General features: G+C 35.2%; 22 protein-coding genes, 1 tRNA gene and 2 pseudogenes. 10 read left to right on the top strand and 15 right to left on the bottom strand.

The genetic code is table 11. From position 1 onward, the window contains the following. Positions 1 to 339: 339 nt before the first annotated feature. Together NST21_RS28375 and accD are read right to left on the bottom strand one after the other, a co-directional pair. Positions 340 to 1,287, bottom strand: a complete 948-nt coding sequence (locus NST21_RS28375; protein WP_057219688.1) for an acetyl-CoA carboxylase carboxyltransferase subunit alpha — start codon at positions 1,285 to 1,287, stop codon at positions 340 to 342. Then, complete coding sequence (accD, locus tag NST21_RS28370) at positions 1,284 to 2,150, bottom strand: acetyl-CoA carboxylase, carboxyltransferase subunit beta (RefSeq protein ID WP_445670614.1); 867 nt, start codon at positions 2,148 to 2,150, stop codon at positions 1,284 to 1,286. Before accD ends, NST21_RS28375 begins: the two co-directional genes overlap by 4 nt. A gap of 989 nt (positions 2,151 to 3,139) precedes the next feature. Here accD and NST21_RS28365 point away from each other — a divergent pair. Next, the gene (locus NST21_RS28365; RefSeq protein WP_340892786.1) at positions 3,140 to 3,559 is read left to right on the top strand and encodes a sporulation protein; all 420 of its coding nucleotides are present in this window, start codon (positions 3,140 to 3,142) and stop codon (positions 3,557 to 3,559) included. 516 nt (positions 3,560 to 4,075) lie between these two features. On the opposite strand, the gene NST21_RS28360 is transcribed toward NST21_RS28365, so the two are convergent. The 4 genes and pseudogenes from NST21_RS28360 to NST21_RS28345 form a co-directional block, all read right to left on the bottom strand. Further along, entirely contained in the window at positions 4,076 to 4,303 is a 228-nt protein-coding gene (locus tag NST21_RS28360; RefSeq protein WP_057219691.1) for a twin-arginine translocase TatA/TatE family subunit, read from the bottom strand. 131 nt (positions 4,304 to 4,434) lie between these two features. Then, positions 4,435 to 5,604 carry a ZIP family metal transporter gene (locus NST21_RS28355; protein WP_340892785.1) on the bottom strand — a complete coding sequence of 390 codons (1,170 nt, stop codon included), beginning with the start codon at positions 5,602 to 5,604 and terminating at the stop codon, positions 4,435 to 4,437. An 18-nt stretch (positions 5,605 to 5,622) separates the two neighbouring features. Then, positions 5,623 to 6,639 carry a multicopper oxidase domain-containing protein gene (locus NST21_RS28350; protein ID WP_328116476.1) on the bottom strand — a complete coding sequence of 339 codons (1,017 nt, stop codon included), beginning with the start codon at positions 6,637 to 6,639 and terminating at the stop codon, positions 5,623 to 5,625. Between the two features lie 671 nt (positions 6,640 to 7,310). Beyond that, positions 7,311 to 7,478 (bottom strand): annotated as a pseudogene (locus NST21_RS28345) (M14 family zinc carboxypeptidase); the annotation flags it as partial. A 128-nt stretch (positions 7,479 to 7,606) separates the two neighbouring features. Here NST21_RS28345 and NST21_RS28340 point away from each other — a divergent pair. From NST21_RS28340 to NST21_RS28320, 5 genes are all read left to right on the top strand, one after another. Further along, positions 7,607 to 7,861, top strand: a complete 255-nt coding sequence (locus NST21_RS28340) for a hypothetical protein (RefSeq protein ID WP_057219694.1) — start codon at positions 7,607 to 7,609, stop codon at positions 7,859 to 7,861. A gap of 139 nt (positions 7,862 to 8,000) precedes the next feature. Next, a complete protein-coding gene (locus NST21_RS28335; RefSeq protein WP_157443828.1) occupies positions 8,001 to 8,171 on the top strand; it encodes a hypothetical protein in 171 nt (56 codons plus the stop codon). A 311-nt stretch (positions 8,172 to 8,482) separates the two neighbouring features. Next, entirely contained in the window at positions 8,483 to 8,932 is a 450-nt protein-coding gene (locus tag NST21_RS28330; protein ID WP_056521307.1) for an Lrp/AsnC family transcriptional regulator, read from the top strand. 245 nt (positions 8,933 to 9,177) lie between these two features. After that, a complete protein-coding gene (gene ggt / locus NST21_RS28325) occupies positions 9,178 to 10,794 on the top strand; it encodes a gamma-glutamyltransferase (protein ID WP_340892782.1) in 1,617 nt (538 codons plus the stop codon). 430 nt (positions 10,795 to 11,224) lie between these two features. Next, positions 11,225 to 12,487 (top strand): MFS transporter, encoded by a 1,263-nt coding sequence (locus NST21_RS28320; protein WP_340892781.1) that lies wholly within the window; start codon positions 11,225 to 11,227, stop codon positions 12,485 to 12,487. Between the two features lie 566 nt (positions 12,488 to 13,053). Here NST21_RS28320 and NST21_RS28315 read toward each other — a convergent pair. Beyond that, a complete protein-coding gene (locus NST21_RS28315) occupies positions 13,054 to 13,986 on the bottom strand; it encodes a VanZ family protein (protein WP_340892779.1) in 933 nt (310 codons plus the stop codon). A gap of 562 nt (positions 13,987 to 14,548) precedes the next feature. Here NST21_RS28315 and NST21_RS28310 point away from each other — a divergent pair. Together NST21_RS28310 and NST21_RS28305 are read left to right on the top strand one after the other, a co-directional pair. Then, positions 14,549 to 14,746, top strand: coding sequence for an IDEAL domain-containing protein (locus NST21_RS28310; RefSeq protein WP_056527760.1), 198 nt, complete (start codon positions 14,549 to 14,551; stop codon positions 14,744 to 14,746). 306 nt (positions 14,747 to 15,052) lie between these two features. Next, positions 15,053 to 15,607, top strand: coding sequence for a recombinase family protein (locus NST21_RS28305; protein ID WP_201251032.1), 555 nt, complete (start codon positions 15,053 to 15,055; stop codon positions 15,605 to 15,607). Between the two features lie 741 nt (positions 15,608 to 16,348). On the opposite strand, the gene NST21_RS28300 is transcribed toward NST21_RS28305, so the two are convergent. Beyond that, entirely contained in the window at positions 16,349 to 16,510 is a 162-nt protein-coding gene (locus tag NST21_RS28300; protein ID WP_340892776.1) for a hypothetical protein, read from the bottom strand. 740 nt (positions 16,511 to 17,250) lie between these two features. On the opposite strand from NST21_RS28300, the gene NST21_RS28295 reads away from it, so the two are divergent. Both NST21_RS28295 and NST21_RS28290 read left to right on the top strand, forming a co-directional pair. Beyond that, on the top strand, positions 17,251 to 17,604 hold the full coding sequence (locus tag NST21_RS28295) for a hypothetical protein (protein WP_056529663.1): 354 nt from the start codon (positions 17,251 to 17,253) through the stop codon (positions 17,602 to 17,604). Between the two features lie 396 nt (positions 17,605 to 18,000). Continuing rightward, positions 18,001 to 18,192, top strand: a pseudogene (locus tag NST21_RS28290) (cytochrome c biogenesis CcdA family protein); the annotation flags it as partial. Between the two features lie 546 nt (positions 18,193 to 18,738). On the opposite strand, the gene NST21_RS28285 reads toward NST21_RS28290, so the two are convergent. From NST21_RS28285 to NST21_RS28255, 7 genes are all read right to left on the bottom strand, one after another. After that, complete coding sequence (locus NST21_RS28285) at positions 18,739 to 18,900, bottom strand: YvrJ family protein (protein WP_340892775.1); 162 nt, start codon at positions 18,898 to 18,900, stop codon at positions 18,739 to 18,741. A gap of 39 nt (positions 18,901 to 18,939) precedes the next feature. After that, complete coding sequence (locus NST21_RS28280) at positions 18,940 to 19,821, bottom strand: S8 family peptidase (RefSeq protein ID WP_340892773.1); 882 nt, start codon at positions 19,819 to 19,821, stop codon at positions 18,940 to 18,942. Positions 19,822 to 20,014: 193 nt separating this feature from the next. Continuing rightward, a complete protein-coding gene (locus NST21_RS28275; protein WP_340892771.1) occupies positions 20,015 to 20,188 on the bottom strand; it encodes a hypothetical protein in 174 nt (57 codons plus the stop codon). Positions 20,189 to 20,239: 51 nt separating this feature from the next. Next, the gene (locus NST21_RS28270; RefSeq protein WP_340892769.1) at positions 20,240 to 20,947 is read right to left on the bottom strand and encodes a hypothetical protein; all 708 of its coding nucleotides are present in this window, start codon (positions 20,945 to 20,947) and stop codon (positions 20,240 to 20,242) included. 25 nt (positions 20,948 to 20,972) lie between these two features. Next, positions 20,973 to 21,046: transfer RNA gene (locus NST21_RS28265), tRNA-Cys, on the bottom strand. A gap of 14 nt (positions 21,047 to 21,060) precedes the next feature. Then, positions 21,061 to 21,315 carry a glutaredoxin family protein gene (locus tag NST21_RS28260; protein ID WP_340892767.1) on the bottom strand — a complete coding sequence of 85 codons (255 nt, stop codon included), beginning with the start codon at positions 21,313 to 21,315 and terminating at the stop codon, positions 21,061 to 21,063. Between the two features lie 83 nt (positions 21,316 to 21,398). After that, a complete protein-coding gene (locus tag NST21_RS28255; protein ID WP_340892765.1) occupies positions 21,399 to 21,620 on the bottom strand; it encodes a helix-turn-helix domain-containing protein in 222 nt (73 codons plus the stop codon). Positions 21,621 to 21,633 lie beyond the last annotated feature (13 nt).

The raw sequence follows: 21,633 nt of genomic DNA, 5'->3' as shown, positions 1-21,633 counted from the left end.
CTGACCCTTTTGAGTGCCTATTGAGTTTGGTAGATTGATTAAGTGAAAAAGATTCCTATCATAACAAATAAAGTGTGACGTCCTTCTTTGCCAGCCGGAGTATTAGCACGTTCCAATTATATCCATTTTCGTTCTATGTGGTGTAGAGCTGCTTTTTGAGCTGTCTGTAGTGCTAACGGGTGCTTGAGTTTAGGATTGTAGGGTATATAACAAAAATAAATAAGGGGAGGAAAGACATGGGCCCAAACATTTTGTATTACAAAATAAAAAAGGTGACGTTAAGCCTATAGACTATATCAAATGTTCTATGAACATGTTGTAAAATAATTGTTTAGCTGCTTATGTCCTTTCATCCATATACACACCGATTTTGCGGAACTTATCAAAACGTTGTTGGCGTAGAATGCCTTTATCTAATTGACCAAGTTCTTGCAATGCTTTACGTAAGGTTTCTTTGATATATTGTGATTGAAGTGGGAGGTCAATATGAGCTCCTCCAGCAGGTTCTTTGATGATTTCATCAATCACCCCTAGTTCCATCAAGTCCTTAGCCGTAATTTTCAAAACTTCGGCTGCTCGTTTTGCTTGTGTGGCGTCCTTCCATAACAATGCAGCTGCTCCTTCAGGCGAAATAACCGAATAAAATGTATTTTCTAGCATGAAGATTCGATTGCCAATGCCTAAAGCCAACGCACCACCACTCCCACCTTCACCAATTACAAAACAGATGATAGGAACTCCAAAACTCGCCATTTCACGTAGATTGCGGGCGATAGCTTCAGATTGTCCACGTTCTTCGGCTTCACGACCTGGGAAGGCTCCAGCCGTGTTTATAAATGTAACGATGGGTCGATTGAACTTATTGGCTTGTTGCATAATTCTTAAAGCTTTTCTGTAGCCTTCAGGTTGCGACATGCCAAAACGACGATAGATATTATCTTTTGTATTTTTACCTTTTTGATTTCCTAATACAGTTATAGGCATTCCCTCGAAGGTAGCTATTCCTGAAACTAATGCAGGGTCATCCCCATAAAGTCTGTCACCATGAAGTTCAATAAAATCTTCAAAAATATGATGAATAAAATCTAAAGTAGTTGGGCGTTGTTGAATTCTAGATAGTTGAATTTTATCCCAAACTCCCATATTTTCATTAAGATGAATTTTGATTTCATTGGCTTTTTGCTCAAGGTTATTTAATACTTCGTTAAGGTTAAGATTATGTTTTGTAGACATCTCTTTTAGTTCAGCAATATGGTTTTCTAGTTTTTTTAATACTTTCAAATTCATTGTTGAAGACGCTCCCTGAAATTGAGATGATGGATTTTTAAAATGGTTGTTAATGATTGTTTTAATTCACTCCTATTTACAACAATATCTAGTTGACCATGTTCTAATAAAAATTCAGAAGTTTGAAAATTTTCTGGGAGCTCTTCTCTTATAGTCTGTTCAATTATGCGTCTACCTGCAAAGCCAATTAATGCTTGTGGTTCGGCAATATTGATATCGCCTAATGAAGCGAAACTAGCAGAAACGCCACCCGTTGTAGGATTTGTTAAAACGGATACGAAAAGAATTTTTTCGTAGTTTAGTTTTTCTAAAGCAACACTCGTTTTTGCCATCTGCATGAGACTAAGAATTCCTTCTTGCATGCGGGCTCCACCGCTTGCTGAAAATAATATGAAGGGTTTTCGTGTTTTTAATGATTCCTCAATGGCTCTTGTAATTTTTTCACCAACTGCTGAACCCATGCTACCCATTCGGAAGCGAGAATCCATGACACCAATTACAACCGGATAGCCACCTATGGAAGCCTCCCCAGTAATAACCGCATCATTTAATGCAGTCTTTTTCTTATCAGAAACTAATTTATCTTTATATTCAGGGAAGTTCAATGGATCAACGGAAGTTAAACTTTTATTGAATTCCGAAAAAGAACCACTATCTGTAAGCATTGAAATGCGGTCATAAGCTGTAACGGGGTAGTGATATTGGCACTTCGGACAAACATTCAATTCTTTTTTCATAAGAGACTCATCATAAGTTTCCCCACACGATATACAAGTAAAAGGGGTGGGTGGAAGGCTTTTGTCTATTTCAAAAAAAGAGTTCGATTCTATTTTTTCTCCCTTTGATGGATACATCTTCATCAATCCTCCTGTGGTAGACCACTGTATTACAAATTACTCTCCCAATTCTTTAAAATAAGGGAGGGTGATTTTTTGCTTTTTTTAAATTCAAAAATCATTCATAGAGAATGAAGATTTTATGAATAGTGATTCATAATGATTTTTCTATTCCTTTATTCATGCATTTTTACTGGAAGATATAAATAGAAGTGAATGAATTCGAAACACGGGATTATATTGCCGGGATATACATGGGCTTGTATAAAAACAGAGTATATTAAGCAAAAAAGACTTCTTCTTATCTTTTTGTTTCCGATTATTAGAAATACGATATACAAAATAGCATCTTCTTTTAATGAGGGCAGTAAGCGCTTCGAGTCATTTAATAAAGCCATAGAAACAATAATAGGCGAAATAGAGATTCATTAGGAAATAATCGGCAACGTGCTGATGACCTTTCTATCCGGGGTAGAGAAAAAACATATGGGAATATTGGGGTGATTTTAGATAGTAGCAGGAGGTATCTAAGGAAAATTTAATTATTTGAATTATAGGTTTATTTTCGGTCATTACTTCCATCAATTGTATAAACTCATAATATGCAATTACCAATGTAATTGAATGGGTTACAATGTTCATTCTTGCGTGGATAATATTGTATTGGTTTATCAGACTAGTTAAAAATTTAGATAAAGTTGAATAGTTTTCTTAGGCTAAAGGGGCATGTTAGAAAATACACATTATGAAAGAGGACCATATTAGAAAAGTGGAATGTAAATGAAACTTTAAGAGCTATATAATCGTATAGACTGATAGGTATTTCAACCGAAAGTATAATATATCACAACGAACTACTGGACAATAAAGAAAAAATCAGGTGTTTAAGAAGTTTATGGCTAAGTTAGGGAAAAGTGCAGCAACTGTTCATTTACGATACGAAAACTGTTGATATTATGCTGGTGAGACGCTAAAAGTTTGAATCGTTGTAGTAAAATTCCAGGAGGGAAACCAACTTGTTGTTGAGAAAATATCTGTCACAATTAGGAATAGGAAAAGCCATAATCGACCTTAAATTGCTCAAGGTAATGTATGGGCTGGGAGAACGAGTAACAGGTGAATTCTTCATAATAGGGGGGATTTGTGAGCAAAAAATAAAACGGTTGGAGTGTGATTTAGTGCAGATAGACAAGATGAACAATACCCAACAGATCATTGACACCACGACCATACTGACAACGAAGTTTATAGAGGAGGAGCAGGAAATCCGTATTCCATTTTCATTCCAGTTGCCGGTTTCCGCTGCGGTGTCATCAGAATACATATCCTACCGATTCAACACTAGGTTGTTTTTTGATAAAGGGGTAATAAGCGAGGATCAGGATATCATTCAAGTAGTAGACCAAAATAGTAAAGAAATTGATGTTGGACAATAATATATATCTGTTTGGATTATGATAATCATATTGCACCCGATTAGGGCGGACTATCTTAATTATCTGATCCTTGTAATAAAATTCAGTCTGAATTTTGTAGGCGCACATTATCCTAGTAATAATAGAGCGTTATTTTATCAGCGATATACAGAACGACGAAATAAACGGAACAAGCTATTAAAAGCTAAAGGAATACCCCTTCTTCGAAGAGGTATTCCTTTTTAATTATGATATAGGTTTTCTGAAATGGATTTTGCACTTTGGCAGCCAACAGTTTTTTTGTCTAAATTGTTTCTGAGATAGGATATGCTAGTAAAGTAACATCTGAATTAAGTCCAAAAAGACCCATCCCACAGGAAATACTTGAAAAAAATTAGAAATAACGAGGGATACAATAAAGGCAAACTAGGTATAGAAATGTTGACTAAGTCCTTCATAAGTTAAATAAGATGTATATCTTTGATTTCCATGTCGGTTACCTCATTAAATAGACATGTTGCCCCAACTACCTATTACTTATGAAACTACGGATTTATCCTGCTTCTTTTCAACAGTCGTTAACTCAGGATTATTTCCTTCCTCCTCTTTATCTTCATCAGATACTAATCCCTTGGTCGCACTCTTGAATTCGGTTAAAGTACGTCCAAAAGCCCGGCCGATTTCTGGCAGTTTTTTAGGTCCAAAAATAATCAAAGCAATGACCAGTATTAAAATTAAACCTGGAATTCCGATACTTGACAACATGTATAATCAGCTCCTGAAATTTGATTTTTTACTAGCGTCAGACAAAGACGAGGCATTGTTTCACCAGGGCGATACGTCCATACACCACTCGGGTGCTGTACTGATCTCCAATAAGGGCATAAAGTCCTCCCTTAAAATTTAACAAAAAATGCAGTGAAATACATGATTAACAGTCCAATGGTGAATCCTGAAAGGTTTAACCATGAAACAGATGGTTCCTTATGTGTTCGATGATCTTCAATGAGCATTTTCGTTATTACATAAATTACTTGAAGAATTGCCCCTGCACCAATACCCAGGAACAAAGCTCCTAAAATTGGTGAGAAGATGAATCCGCCAACCCAAGTACCTACAATGGCGGGGGCGCCTGCGATAACTCCCAGTAGTAGAAAGTCTCTGAATCGAGGTGAGGTCTTTAATAAAGGAGCAGCGATTCCAATACCTTCCGTAATGTTGTGAAGGGTAAATCCTATAATTAAAAAGGTACCTAGAGCGGCTTCACCTAGGGAAAAGGAAGAACCAATTGCCAAACCTTCCCCAAAGTTATGAAGTCCTATTCCGGTAGCCATCAACAAAGCCAGACCAAAAGGGGAATATCCTTTCTTTTCTTGCTTTCTTTGTTGATACTGATCAAAGCCGATCAATAATAAGAAGGTTAAGGAAGCTCCAATAATGACAACCATATTGCCTTGGAAAACAGAAGGAGCTTCTGCACCAATTTCAAATCCATCAGCTAGAGTCCCGACAAATAAAAATAAAAGCAACCCAACGGTAAGGGCAAGAATCGAATTAATCCACTTTCGTGAGAAACGTTTCATAAATGGATACCACAACAATCCTAATGTAATCGGGACTATCCCAACGTAAAAGCCTATTAAGCCGTAGTTCAAAAAGTTGCTCCAGTTGGTTTCTGGAGTGAGCGTGGCAGCTGCAAGTTCACCTTCCGTGATAATCCCATTCTCTGTGATTAATTTAATGGTATGTGGATCACCTTCCACCCAAGGATAAGTAATGGTCACCTTTCCTTCTTCGAATCGTTCAAGTTTTGCTTGAGGAGAGACACTGTAATTCCACACCGAATCATTGACCATAACTTGAGAAATCGTTAATGGTTTTGGTCCCGTATTACTAACAGATAATTCAAAACCGATTTTAGTTACCTTGATGCTTTCAATGTTCAAGACTTCTATCGGCGCTGCAGGATCTTTTTCTACACCTGCTCCATTCTTTAGTACCCATCCCAGAACTCCTATAAGTAATACTAACGGTATTAAACCAGCTAATAGCCATTTCCCCTTCATATTATTATCTCCCCTTCTTTACTCGACCTCAAAGAATCCCATCCAGCCTAACTCAGCGAATTCACTTACATGGGCATGAAACATATATGTTCCCTTGAATGGAAAACGAACTTCAAGAATTCCTCGTTCTCCCTGACATTGCATGATGGTATCTGTAAACTGGGAGGGGTTATCGTTTCTGCCGGTTGGATAGTACGTAAAGTAATTCGCATGCAAGTGAAACGAATTTAATAAGTCGAATTCTGTTAAATTACTTAGATAAATCCGAACGAGTTGATCTTTTTTGATTTTAATAGGGTGATTCATAAATGCGAAGGCATAGCCATTAACCGTATAAAACTCATTTTCGCCGTCTAAATCCAAGTCAAATCCATTCATAACCATGTTTAACTCTAATGCCGGCTCTCTTGGCTTCTTTGGATCAATAATAAAATTACCGTATAAGCCTTTATGGATATGGCGGGCTAGTGGCAGCACATGGCAATGGTAAATTTGTAAGCCGTATGGCTTTGCTTCAAATTCGTATGTGAATTTTTGTCCAGGATAAATAGAAGTTAATCCGTCCATCTCTGGAGGGTGGATTCCGTGAAAATGAATAGAATGAGGATGGCTGCCTTTATTAATAAAGTGAAACCGCAAAAGGTCCCCTTCCGTACAACGAAAAGTTGGTCCTGGAATTGTCCCGTTATAGGTCCAGCCTGGAAATTTAATTCCTTTGGCAATTTCGATTTCTTTATCAATTGCAACGACTTCATATTCCCGAAGTGTTTGCCCGTTTGGCAGCTTGGTAACTTCTCCATAATCAAATTCAGTAAGGAGCCGTTCTGCCATTTTATAGCCTGTGGTTTTTGTTTTATCACTCATATGTTCATGATTGGAATGATTGCTAGTTTTGTGGGACGAATCATTGGATGCTTGAGCCACAGTTGGAAATTGCGCCATTTTATTTAAGTAATAAGTTCCAGCTATCCCAAATGCTCCAGCAGTCCCCATCTTTAAAATATCTCTGCGGGAAACCTTGTTCTCATCAGACATTACTTGACCCCCTCCTAAAAAGTTTCCTTAAGTAAACTTTTTGTTGTATAAGCTATACTTTAAGGTAGAGACAACTTTAATGTCAACTCTTTTTTATAAAATGCTTTGTAAGCGCTGACAATCAAGGGCGGATCTGGGGGAGGTGAGGAATAATTCATGCACCAACTCTATTTATAAGGTTTAGTTCATATATAGTAGGAGAAATAGTATATTTTCTATAGTTCTTCAAAGAATGATTTTGGATGATTCTGAAAAGGGTAGAAAAACGAATTTTTAGCGAGCTTTAGATGAAAATAAACTTAAAAAAAGGAATCATAGCATGAGCAGATAAGGAGACAGTACGATGAGGAATTAAGCGATTAGGGGAATGAAAGGGACTCGTTTTTCTTCTTGTGAGCTTGGAAAGCAAGGGAAATGAGGAAGCCCCTTAATATCGTTGGTGTAAAACGAAAGAAGAAATAGACGGATGCATGGAACAAATTAAGGATAAACTTACATAAAATTCAAAAGGGGATGGAGTTATTTAAAGAAAGAATTTCTGGTTCAATTAGATTGCTGATTAATGAAATAACAAGGGCTTTAGTGCAGACAAGATTTCATGATCGAACTTTATCTCCCTCCATAAGAGTGTTTACTGCTACCTGCTATCTTCTACGGGATTTCCAACCTTCTTAAAATCCAATCTCAGATCCTTCTGAAACTCCATTGATAATTCCGTATAAACCTCTTTCAACAGCTTTAATCAGTTGTCCTTTTTTCTTTTGTCCCATCGACTGTGTTTGACCTCTAACTTCAAAAAGGACCGTCCCACTTCCGTTAAGGGCAAAAGCTCCTAAACTTACATTGAAATACGTCAGTCCGTCTAATTTTTGATTTGTTGTTTGTTGAAAAAGGTAGGAATTATCCGATATATAAAGATAACTAGGGTGGTTATATTGTGGATTCGTATAAAACAGGAGGTAAGTATATGAGTAAGGAACCTTTAATGAAATACGCATGTATAGAATGTGGCAATGAATTTATTACCCAGGTTCAAATTAAAGAAGTGGAACGGAACCTCGTATGTCCATTTCCATATTGTCAAAGTGAAGTGCAGGTGGTAGTTAGTCCAAGTGAAGATAACATGGATCTGTACGAAGAATTAGGAGGCCAGATTAAAAAATGCCAGCAATTAAATGCAAGTCTTGTAAAAAAACTTTTAAAAAATAGGACGACATTATAGTGACAGACAAAAGGGTACATGAATTGAATAGTCCGTCTAAACAGTATAATTCATGTTGCTGAGACTATCTGTAGCGAAATTAAATTTGTTATTGTGTAGAAACTTACCTATTAATTTGGTCTGAGGAGGCTACAGAGATATGGAATTAATCAAAGAAATTCAGTTGGATAGCAAAGAAGTGGAAGAAGCCATTACAGCATATTTAAATAAAGAGGGATTCAAGGCTGTCTCCTTCAAATTCAAGTCAACAAACGTCTTGGGCTTGCCGTATCCCATTAGTGCCTCCATCGTTGTGGAGGATCTCGATTAACAAACAACTACATAACTGTCTGGCAAGGATTTGTGGTATACCAATGTATATCTATTAAAAAAGGTAGGTTCAAAAGCCTGTCCTATCAATGATTATGGAGTATATCAACTGCCGAGAACTGCCATTATGTACTAATGATGTATAAGGTATTCATTCCCTTCAATAATTGATTTCTCTATGTAAAGTAGATTAAACTTTTAAGTATGGGATCTAAAGTTTATTATTAAGATAATACCTAGTAAAAGCTAGCCTCTTAAAGATTATAGTTTTTTAATAGGAATCCCGATCACAAGGCAAGGTGTGTGAAACAGATGGAAATTAACGATACAGATAAAAAAATCTTAGAGATATTAATGCAAAATGGTCGAACTTCGTATTCGGATATAGGAAAAGAACTAAATCTATCACGCAATGTTGTACGTGATCGTGTGCAGCAACTAATGGAAAAGGGTGTTATTGAAAAAATCAGCGCTGTTGTCAACGCTGAAGCTGTAGGTAAAAAAGTATCAGCCTTTTTTGAAGTAGATTGCGAACCTGCAGACTTAGTGAAAGTTGCAGAAAAACTAGCTAAAAATCCAAGTGTTGCAAGCTGTTACCAAATGACAGGACCTAGTACTTTACATATGCACGTTTTAGTTGAGGACTTTTCTTCCTTGGAATTCTTTATCAATAATGAACTATACGGGATAGAAGGTATTTCTCGAGTCGAAAGTCATATTTTACTACGCCGTTTCAAAAGTAGATCAGGATTAAAACTATAATAAACTCCTCTTATAATTGGGGAGTTTATTTTTTTTGAGTAATTTTATTGAAAATTAAAAACTTTTGTAAAAATATGTTTTGTTTTTCCGAAAAATAGTATATAGTTATTTTGAAATCGTGCAATTGTTAATTAATAATTGAATTTTAATTAACAAACGTTAGAAAAAAACATTTTTTTCGTTCGTTTTGTAATTATACCACTTAAAAATGAGTGCGTATTACGTTTAAAGGGAGGGGTATTATAATGGCTTTACAGTTAGATCCACATTATTCACCTTATACATCACAACGAAATGTAGTATATGCCAAGAATGGAATGGTCGCTACGTCTCAGCCTTTAGCTGCACAAGCAGGGTTAGATATTTTGAAAAAAGGCGGAAATGCGATTGATGCAGCCATTGCAACAGCTGCTTGTTTGACAGTAGTAGAGCCTACCTCAAACGGAATTGGGGGGGACGCTTTTGCGCTTGTTTGGACTAAAGGACAATTACACGGACTAAATGCAAGCGGTCCAGCACCTATGAATATCTCTATCGAGAAGGTAAAAGAAAATGGACACGAAAGTATGCCAAAGTACGGCTGGCTGCCGGTAACTGTACCAGGTGCTCCGGCAGCTTGGGTAGAATTATCAAAACGTTTTGGCCGACTACCGCTACTAGAAGTTATGAAGCCAGCAATTGAATATGCCGCAAACGGATTTCCTGTTTCACCTACGCTAGGTCGATTTTGGAAAAAGGCATTTGAACAATACAAACGGGAATGTACAGGAGCAGAGTTCGAAGCTTGGTTTGAGACATTTGCTCCTAAGGAACGAGCACCTGAAGTCGGAGAAATATGGTCGTCTCTTGACCACGCTGACACACTAGAAGAAATCGCAAGAACAAACGGAGAAAGCTTTTACAAAGGGGCACTTGCAGAAAAAATTGCAGCAGCTTCTGCGACTTATGGGGGCTATTTAACAAAAGATGATTTAGGAAACTTTAAAGCAGAGTGGGTTGATCCCATTAAGGTAAACTATCGCGGCTATGATGTTTGGGAAATCCCACCAAACGGACAAGGTATCGTAGCTCTTATGGCACTAAACATACTAAAAGGATTTAATTTTACAGCAAAAGAAGAAACAAACACATACCACAAACAAATCGAAGCAATGAAACTTGCTTATACTTGCGGCAAGCAATACATTACAGACCCTAAGCATATGGGTGTAACTGCAGAAGAGCTATTAAGTACTTCGTATGGCCAGCAGCGTCAAGCACAGATTGGAAGTGAAGCATGCATGCCAGCTCCAGGTGTACCGCCACGCGGAGGAACAGTGTACCTTGCAACAGCAGACGGAGAGGGCAACATGGTATCGTTTATCCAAAGTAATTACATGGGCTTCGGTTCTGCGGTTGTAGTACCAGGAACAGGAATTGCCTTACAAAACCGAGGACATGATTTCAGCCTTGATCCTACTCATTATAATTGCCTTAAGGGCGGTAAGAAAACGTACCATACGATTATTCCAGGATTTTTAACGAAGGATAATCAACCTGTTGGACCATTCGGTGTAATGGGAGGATATATGCAGCCGCAAGGGCATGTTCAAGTTATTATGAATACAATAGATTTTCACTTACATCCTCAAGCGGCTTTAGATGCACCAAGATGGCAGTGGAAGAACGAAAAAACAGTAGAAATAGAAAAAACATTCCCATCCCACATTGCAGAAGAATTAGTACGAAAAGGACATGATATTAAAGTGGCGGTAGACTCAGGTTCGTTTGGACGAGGTCAAATTATATGGCGAAATCCTGAAACAGGTGTACTAATTGGTGGCACAGAATCAAGGACAGATGGGGCAATTGCCAGTTGGTAATCCACAGTAAAGGTGCTTCTTGGAGTGATGGCATTTCAATCATTCTATGAATCTTACTTTCAAATATGAATAGGCAGTCAGTTATAATGTAAAAAAGTGAGAGTCACCCTGGATTAGTAGTATTTGCTTTACTCATATACGGTGCTATCAATTTGTAGTGCACTCAGTAGAGTCTCTATTTAGAGGCTCTTCAGATTACATAAGTAGTGTATGTTCTTAAACCCTACTACTAAATTCACAGATGAGTAATACACTTTATATTCATAATTTTTAAAATTTAAAGCGCTTTCATTTTTTTGATTTGCGATAATAAATCCAGCCCTATTGATCTTAATTTAAATTAATAAAATCTATTGTGCTTCCTTTTCTAAGTTGATTCATGTATTGAACCTATATCATTTTATTATCAAAAAAGGATGTGTTTTCTGTTATGAAATTAAAATGGGTTGTTCTAGCTTTTTTGTCTGTTCTTTACTTGATTAACTTTACAGATAAGGCGATTATAGGGTACGCAGCTATTCCTATTATGGAAGATTTGGATCTTAACTATAGTCAATGGGGTATAGTTGGAAGCAGCTTCTTTTGGTTCTTTTCAATTATGTCTATAGTTGGAGCTGCATTGTCAGATCGAATTGGAACGGGTAAAATGCTCGCTTTCATGGCTATTGGTTTGACAATAGTGCAGTTTGGAGCATTGACAATTTACGGATTACCAATGCTAATTTTGTGTCGTGTCCTGCTAGGTGCTATTGAAGGACCGTTTCATGCAACTGCTATTAGCCATATAAGCAAACATTTCTCTCCTGAACAGCGAGGGCTTGCGATTTCCATTATGAATGCAGGTAGCATGATTGCTAAATTTATGGTTCCTCTTCTCATTTACATGATTGGAATTTATGGTTGGCGAATGGTATTGGTTTTTTTAGGAGTATTAAGTATGGTTTGGGCAGTTCTGTGGCTAATGACTTTGAAAGGGGAAAATGAGAGAAATATAGTGAAAAGTGAATCTACCTTAGTTTCCGAGAAAGTAAAATGGTCAGAGATATATCCACTTTTTCTATCTTCTACTTTTATCTTTACTTGCCTTGCTCTTTTCATGGCTTACTGGATTCTTACATGGTCGTTTATATGGATGCCGACCTATCTTGTTAAAATTGTCCATTTAACACAAACTCAGATGGGCTATGCAGTAATGTTCATAGGCCTTGGTTCTGCTCTTGGTGGTATACTTATCTCATTTATATCAGATCGGTTACTTAAAAAAACAAAAAATCTTCGACAATCCCGTGTGCTTGTTGCTGGACCATCTCTAATATTAGCAGCTGTATGTTTTTATTCTACAACATTTGTCCAAAGTACAATTGGAGCAATTATTGCCTTATTTTTGGGAATGGCGTTTGTAAATGGTATGTTTCCACTTGCACCCCAGATTGTGAATCACTTACTTCCTGAACGAAGAGGATTAATGTCAGGTGTTTTGTTAGGGATTGCAAACCTGTCAGGAATTATTGGTCCAGCTGTAATTGGTTTTGTTGTCCAATCTGCAGGCGATAACATTAGGGTCGGTTTTAATTACTCTGTTCTATTGACTGCCACTTTATTATTAATTGCCAGTCTTATTTTCTGCATTTTTACTAAACCTGATAATCATACGAAAAAATCATCGTTATCTTCTAAGGTTATAAATTTATAGAAAATTAACAGATAGGAAAACTAACCACCGACCTCTCCGTATACCGTGTGTACCATCCGGTATAACGCTGGTTCAATTAAGTTAAATTCAGAATTGAAAAAGCCGAAGCACTGAATAAAAAAGAGCATGGTTTGCAAATGAAATTAGTAAGTGAATTAGAACATTAAAAGCCTACATCCCGATTTTAAGGATGTAGGCTTTTATTGAATTAATATTAGTTCTTTATTTTAAATGTATTTGTAAATTATAATTCTAACACAACTACACAAATTCATATTTTCTTCTTTATATTATAGATAGTCATTCTTGTTCCACCTGTTTTTTCACTTATATTTTTCACTTGTTGCTTTGAAATAAAGTTTGATCAATAACACCTTATAAGCCGGCATTTTACGATAAATAAAAAGAATCCATTTTGAAAAAAGATTGATCAAAATGGATTCTTATCCAGCAGATTTAAGTTTCGGTTTTATAAAAAAGTTTAATTATTTTCTATCTGTCTGCTCTACAATCGTGCCATATTTGTTGAAAACATTGCAAAGCAAGCCCCTTAGAATGTTCGTTCTTCACTCCCACCAATGCTTCATTTCACTGAATCTAACGTCCCATAGTTTAGCGTTCCCGGAAACGATAATCGTAATTTCGTTTTCTTTATAATAAAATGGTATCTCTACAAATTCCGCCCCAAATTCTGCCCCTTTATTATATTGTTCATTGAACTGAGCTCTTACTTTTCCATCTGCCAGTATAGTGACTTCTCCCTTGAAATCACCATTGTCTGGAATGCCATAATAAGAATAGAGTATGACATCTTTCTTGTTCCCCAAGATGTAAGTGTATGATTTGCTTTTATCCCCTTCACTGTTATACACATTCATTTTTGGTTCTATTTTCTTGCCTGCTACGGTGATACTTGGAAGATTTTCAGTCATAGGCATGGTTCCATTCATTTCTTTCACATCGTGTAATGCTTGAATCGGGCTTTCTCTTGTCGCTACAACATAATTGATAGTTTCCGAGACCACGATTACCCCAACTAGAAGAACACCAATAGATAGAGCCGAAGCAATAAGCTTTTTATAAGAAATTTTTGAAGAAAATCCAACTCTATAGGCGATAAAACCTATCGTTGCACCTAATGTATTGGATATAACATCATCTACATCAAAGCTGCCAAGATAAGTTAAAGCCTGCAGCGATTCCAAAACGAGAATCGTTAAGACAAACAAGGATATGAACTTCCCAAAACTGGAACGATACAACAGAGGAATTACTACTCCAAAAGGGATAAAAGCAGCAATGTTTCCAAATTGGTATAACCATGAAAAAGTTGGTTCTGGAAATCGAAGTGGAACGTTTTCCGGAACAAGCATAAATACATATTCATAATCGCCGGTTGCATGATCTAATCTATTAAAAGCAAAGAACATAAAATATAAAATTAAAATTGTATATAAAATGGTTCCTACAATGATAAATTTCCGTAATTTCGCTTCCATAATCTCTCCTTAATTTCGACATATCATTTACAATAAATCTTATCCTACTAAAATATCAGTTCAAAAAAAAAGGGAATATGATAATTCCTGTTCGTTTTTTGTAAACGGTTAAACTTTGTTCAAAACGGTACGACTTTCTTATAAACAATACATCTTTATTTCAAACCAACAATAATTGGTAAGAGGTTATTTTTGATTTATTCTTGAAATATATATTTGAGAAAAATAAAATTAAAGGCTAAGCAAACATTCATCCTATAATAAAGAAGGATGAATGTTTGCTTACTATAAACAATATCTTCACTAAGTATACAACTTTTTTGTCTAGTACATAACTTTATTGTAAAGTATACAATTTTTTGTAACTTAACAGGATCTTTAATCAAACAGTATTTTAAATAATCGAACTTTGTTTTAAATGATAAATCTTTTTTATAAAACTACATCACTGACTCATTTTCATTGAGCAAACGGATTATTTCATTGGAACTACTAGGTTAATTATTTGAATAGTCTGAAAACTTTTGGTATAATAGAAAAAAGGTCAAGGAGTTGGTTTCCTATGGAAAAGAATTTGGCTAATACACCACCACAACCTGAAATAAACGTCAAGGATTCTGAATTTGCTGAAATGGTGATAAACAAAGCCCTTCTTAACTTCCGAAAAGAGCAAATCCGAAAAGAGATTGACCAGTCATTACAGGATAAAAACAAAGAAGAATTCCTACGATTAACAGAGGAATTGAAAAACATTTCTTAAAATGTTGTTTATAAAATGAACTTAACATATTTGTAACTTTAAGAAGTACGCCAAAACGCCAATCCCATATCTATAAGGGATTGGCGTTTATTTGATTTTTATCGATTAAGCACGATATTATAAATAAGTTATTATTTGTTCCAAAACTCGTCGTTTTCTGAACACACCACTGTTCGATTTGAAAAGGACGTTTTTTATTGCCTTTATCGTAACAAAACTCTGTTCATTATTCTATGTTCAATAACCTATCTATTTTTATCTTATGTTACAATAGATATAAAGGAAAAATAAGAAAGAGTGATTTGAGTGTTAATTGGATATGCACGTGTGTCGACGGGATTACAAAATTTAGATTTACAGATGGACGCTCTTACGCAATATGGCTGTTCCAAAATTTTTCACGATAAAATGAGTGGGGCAAAAAGACAGCGTCCTGGTTTAGAGGAAGCACTTCAGTATGCACGTGAAGGCGATACGATTGTTGTTTGGCGATTGGATCGATTAGGACGCAATATGCAAGATTTAATTCAAATTGTGAATAGCTTAAATGAACGTGGTGTGGGCTTCCACAGTCTACAAGAAAATTTAACAATGGACAAAAGTAATGCCACAGGCCAATTGATGTTTCATCTATTTGCGGCATTTGCGGAATTTGAACGTAATTTAATTGAGGAACGTTCGGCTGCCGGACGAGCTGCAGCTAGAGCACGTGGTCGTCTTGGGGGACGTCCTGAAAAATTTGGACCGAAAGATATTGAAATGATGAAGTCACTAATTGAAAATGGTACACCGATTAAAGACGTCGCAGAAAAATGGGGTGTATCTCGAACAACGATTTATCGGTATTTAGAAAAACAGTAAAAATAAGAAACCCAGCTAATCTCTTATGAAGGTAGTTGGGTTTTAAAGTTGCATGTGCAAAATAGCACTTAAAAAAAGTGCAAATTATCGCCTAAAGTGACATGCGGGCATACCCTATTTTTTTACCTTTTCCCATAACCAACTCTTCCTTTCAATCTACTTATCTAATTCATTTATTATACAACTTAAATTTTACAAACAAAATCCACTTAAAATAGCATTTTTAATTGTCTACTATGAGTGTCCTCTAAATTTACAAATGTTCACTTGAAATATGGATAAGGTTGTAACTTTGATTTAAATGGATTTCGAAAACGTTCCTATTGGGTGTACTCTATTGGAATGAATTTTTGAGAGGGATTTTTTCAATAGAAGACTCGATAAGATAAAAGCACTGAACTTAGGTAATTTGGACAAGCATGTATTTTTTCATCCCATATATATAGTAGAAAAAGGAGTGTTGTATATATGGGATGGTATAACAAAAGCTACAATCAGCGTCCTCCACAGCTTCCAATCCCACCAGATCCACCAGAACCACCAATCCCACCAGAACCACCAATCCCATCAGTCGCAGTCTAAGCTGAAATTGGGGTACAGACATCAAAACGGAAACCTGCTTAGCTTGTAATGGGCTGGGCTTTTTTACTTTTTACGGTATGGCGGAAACTATCAGAACCTTGTTAATTATGGTCCGGAATGGAAATTAATACAAAAAAGGAACTCCCCGAAGGGAGCTTTCTAATACCAAAACAAAATCCAATCTTTCCTAATCCACGTTTTCCTTCCATCTCTAAACCTTACTATGTAATATTGATCATTTCCGATACCAACGATTATCCCTACTGTAAAACTGTTCCACCTGTTCTTTGCCTTGCCAACATAAATTTTCATATTTAACATTTGAATTCCCCCTCTTACTTAATCAAGTGGAGTATATTCTATTAAAGTAAACCGTTTAAACCCTATAGCCCTTCAAAATAAAAAAACTCCCCTTATTTATTCAGGTGGATTTTATTCTATTAAACTAAAACGTTTCTAGGGTCTAGCCTATAAAATTTTTAATTATGAACAAAAAAAGAACCCCTTAATTGTTGCTATCGAGGTCTACGCGAAATTAAATATCTTTAACTTTATTTGTATACAAAAAGGCAGCAAAACAGCTGCCTTTTATCATGCTCACATAAGTCTACACCAATGTAATTAGAGACAAATAAAAGCTAAGTTTCAACTTTCGATTAGGTTTTTAGGTAGCTTTTTTAAAAGTTGGATGTGCAAATTAACACTTAAAACACGCGCGAAATATCTCCAAAAGTTACAAATATTGTGTTATGAAATCACTAAATGATTCTAGTGTGGATTTTGAATTAAGATTGATAAAAATCCTGTTGGATATGAAACAGGTTTTTACTTGTTCAACTAAAGGGGCAGGTTAGTTCAACAAACGTAGTGACTAGAACTGTTAAAACGATGAAGATGACGCAACCAAAAGATGTTTGAATCTAAGAAGCTATAGTCATTTTTAATCATTTTAATAATCAGTTTATTCTGATATTATAAAAGGGATAAAGATTGGAGGAGGAAATAACATAAAAAGCTTATTTTCAATCTTAAGTACCTTTGTGTTAGTTCTGGTAGGTGGAATGGTATTAGGTACTTCTTCTGCTCAAGCAAGTGTTCCTCAGTATTCTTTTCAAACAGAAGATGGAAAATGGGATGGTGAAATTGGAAATCCTAACAAAGGTAGTGACTTAGAGGTAGAACTAGTTTCCCCAATCTATTTAAAGACTTCTTCTGGAAGTAAGTTATTGACTAATTATAGTAACGTATGGTCTCGTCTCTGCAATGCTAGTACTGGAAAGTGCACAGGCTATCATAGCTTAGCAGGTGGAAAGACATTATTCACAGGTATGAAAATAGGTAAATTTTATGTTGATGTGAAAGATGGATACTCTTCTGGCAAAGTATATGGAAAACTACAAATTGTTTTCAAATAACTTGTATTACTTGCTACCCACTCTTAATGGGTAGCTTTTTATATGAAAAGTTTCTAAAATAAATTAATATCTAAATATTTTTGTATAATTTACCCAAATTGAGCTTCACCACTGCCCTTTTTTCCAGAAAAGAAGTGAAGTTAACTGAATTGACTAGTATGTTCACAAACGCTACACGAGCCATAATACTACAAGATACAGTAAATGGTGTTTGGGGAGAAATGAAATAAAGTTTGATACTTTGTTAATGAACTAACGGGTGCGTTAGCTGAAGATCGGAGCTGTCTTTAAGGCAGCTTTTTCTTATGCAACTAACGGGGCAGGATAGTTTAAGAGGATATAGATAAATATGGTAAAGTTATATAAAAGAAAAAATCAAAACTGGAGGAAATTAGATTGGGAGACTTAAATATTTTTTTATCTTTTGGTGCTGGGGTACTTTCTTTTATATCTCCTTGCTGTTTGCCCTTATATCCTGCGTTTTTATCTTATATTACAGGATTATCAGTTAGTGAATTAAAAGAAGATAATAACAAATTAAACCGCAGACCAATGCTTCATACCTTTTTCTTTTTGATTGGGTTTTCTTTTTTTAATGAAAGTAAAAAAAATGGGCTGCTATCACGTAAAAAAACAAAAAAACAAGACTAAGTGACAATACATGTGCAAATATAATATAGATAATACAGCAAGTGTTTGTAGAAAAGCATTCAAAATAACTGAATGCTTTTTTGCTTAATAATTGTCTTCTTGTTTCTTACTTCCAAATAAGAGGTTTGTAGGACTCCATATTTACTCTTTTCTTCTCAAAACTGTTTGAAAACAAGCTTTAAGTCTAACCCACTGTCCAAGTGTCCCAAGTATTGCAATAAAAAGGAGAGGTGGAATTTATCCATGTTATTTAGTAACTAACATTAAAATATTATAGTAATTAATATATTAGTTACTAGAGATATTTTTTTTTAGTAACAGTAAATCTGTTATAGCCTTGAAGGTGTTATTTAAGCAAAGGTGTCCTGCTAGTTAAAACATACGTTTAAGTAGTATTCAAATAAAAAAGTTGATTCCTTAGCGTAGGAAAAATCTGCTTTTAATTTTTTTAGAGAGCGAAGCGAATAAAGGAGCCGACCACAATTATTTTTTGGATGCATTAATAACCTCTGCTAATTGTATAATGACATCTCCTAATTTTTCGAGTTTCTTTTCAAACCGTAGAAATAGATAAATTGTAATCGCTATAGGAAATCCGAAGTTTCCAAGCAAAGATACCCAAAGGGGAATTTCTGCGGGACTCATTGGCTCACCTCTTTTTAAAAAATTTAAATAGGGCAGGGCTTATGATAAGTATAAAGCTCCACATCCTTCAATTTCTTTGTTGCTCAAATTCATGGGTTTAGTGTTTTTACACAATAGGGAAAATATTTCACTTTCATTTAATGATATCCTGTTGCTTCTTACTTGATCTTTTAATAATGCAATCGCACCAGACACATGAGGCGCTGCCATTGAAGTTCCAGAATAGGTAATAAGATCGCCATTTAAATAAGTCGATACTATGTGAACCCCAGGTGCGTATATATCAATCTGTTCATTTGTATTTGTAAAAGAAGTGATTTTATTATTCCTATCGACAGCTCCAACTTCAATTACTTCTTGATATGCGCCTGGATAAAGATATTCATTACTGAAAATATTTCCGTCACCGTAATTACCCGCAGCTGTTACCACTGGTATTTGAGCCTCTACTGCTTTTTTAACGGCCTCATGGAGTTCAGGATCATTTTGTTTAACTCCTAAAGAGATGTTTATAACTTCAACTTTCTCCTGGTTAGGACCTCGCCAATCAATTGAGTAATGAATCGCTTCAATTAAGGATTTAACATTTCCAATGCCATTCATATCTAAAACTTTTAAGGCTAGTATTCTTGCTTCAGGTGCTACCCCAACTACATTATTATCAGTACTAAATTTACCAGTGATGATGCCTGAAACATGGGTGCCATGTCCATTATTATCTTTATATATGGATACGTCTCCTTGATAGTCATTTGTAAAATTAAGGCCTCCGATTACTTGGCCACTTAGATTCGGATGTAACTCATCTACCCCGGTGTCAAGCACTGATACAACTACATTTTTCCCCGTAATATTTTGATCCCACTTATGATCAGCTCCAATTTGAATAATATTAGGGAGATATATATCTTTAAAGCCCACCTTTTTTTTTTTTCTGAATATAAGACAACCATATTATTCATGAAAATCCCTCCTTCTTATTAAAATAAAGGGTAATAAATCAAGTAAATTACAACCCAAAAAACGCATGAATAAATTCATACGCCATTAATATGGGGCCTATAAGATATCAAAAGAAAAAACGGTAGTTTTTAATGACTACCGTTTTTTCATTTCATTTCATTTTATTTTCTTTTCTTAAAAATAAAAGAGTACTTAAGGCAATAAGTAAAATCAAGCCCCCTAGAGCAGCAGGGATCATTCCAAATCTGTCGTTTAAATAAATAAAGGTAAATACGGGAAACACAAAAACCAAAACCATTTTTAAAACATACACATTTTTTGTCATAAAATCCCTCCTAATATAGACTATCACAATAATAGGAGGATTTTAAGTCAATTAGCAATATCCTAAATTTTTACAAGTGGTACCACAGATCAACTTATTATCAAGAACACATTTAACATACCATAAGGCTCCACAGATGAGAACACAAGCTGGTCCTGCTATAGCTGCACAAACGACTGTACAAGCTGCTGCACCAACTAAAGAACATGACATTCCTTGGAGGTTATTACAAATGGCTTTACATGTTGAACAAGTACCCATAATTTGAGTATTCGAATCAGTAGGTGAGTTTTCTAACGCAATATTCTCAATGTAAAAGTCATTTTCAAGAGGAAAAGATTGAACTTGTTTTATATAGCCACTAGGCAATTTATCAGCTGAATGCTTGGACCAACGAATTTCAACATTAGTTTCCTTGATAGCAGCAATACTTACTAGATTTAATTCATTTTGATATAAAACATATGAAAAAGTTTCTCCATTCTGATTAACTACACCTTGAATCAATTCAAATTGTTCTTTACGAACATATGTTACTGTGGCATTATCATCAAAATACATTTGTACAAATACGGAATCTGTTTGGTCTACCGGCTTATATCCGGATACACCTGAATATTTTACGTTACCTAACTTATGTTCATTAGACAGTTTTTCTAGAAAGATATTGTACTCAGATTTTTCTTGAAGTGTTCTAACAATAGAATTTAATTCTACTTCTGGGATCTCATTCAAAAACTCATTAATTTCACTTGACATGGAAATTCCTCCTACTACATTTTTTTGGAGGCAGTACCCAGATTCGAACTGGGGATCAAGGTTTTGCAGACCTTTGCCTTACCACTTGGCTATACTGCCACTGGAAATAAGTACTAGATATTATTTTTAATTAGTAAGTTTTCCAGCTTTTTTTGATTAAAACCCACAATAATGGTTTCTTCCCCGTTACTCCGAATAACAGTAAGGGGGAGTCCTGCACCATTTAGATCATTGAATTCTTTCTTATATTCTGAACTTTTGATAATGTTGCGCTCTTCATATTGAAGTTGATTAGTCTCCATCCACTTTTTTTGGTTGATACAAAAAATACAGTTAAACATGGTATAAACTAAGATTTCATTTTCCATTTTTTCTTCTCCCTTCGTATATTTAGTAAAGAATAATAACTGCATAGTTTTACAACCTTTGTTAAAGTAGTTTTATTTTTTTATCATTTCGTAAAACCCCCAAAGCCAACTATCTCATCAAGGTCGTACATTTTTATCATTTTTACCAATTTAAGACGCAGCTCTTGTTCTAAGTCGTTTCTGTTCTGTAAACTCGTTTGTAGTAGAGTTTTTTTTATTTTGGGTGTGTAAAACTTTAATACCGTTTCAATTGCTTCATTATTTTTTTTTGAATCGATTGCTAATTGATACAAAATCTTGTCCATAAAAAATACTTAC

Origin of the sequence: Peribacillus sp. FSL K6-1552, from assembly GCF_038005205.1 — a bacterium.
Taxonomy (GTDB): domain Bacteria; phylum Bacillota; class Bacilli; order Bacillales; family DSM-1321; genus Peribacillus; species Peribacillus butanolivorans.
Note: the sequence above shows the minus strand (reverse complement) of the source record. Positions and strands in the feature narration are given on the sequence as shown.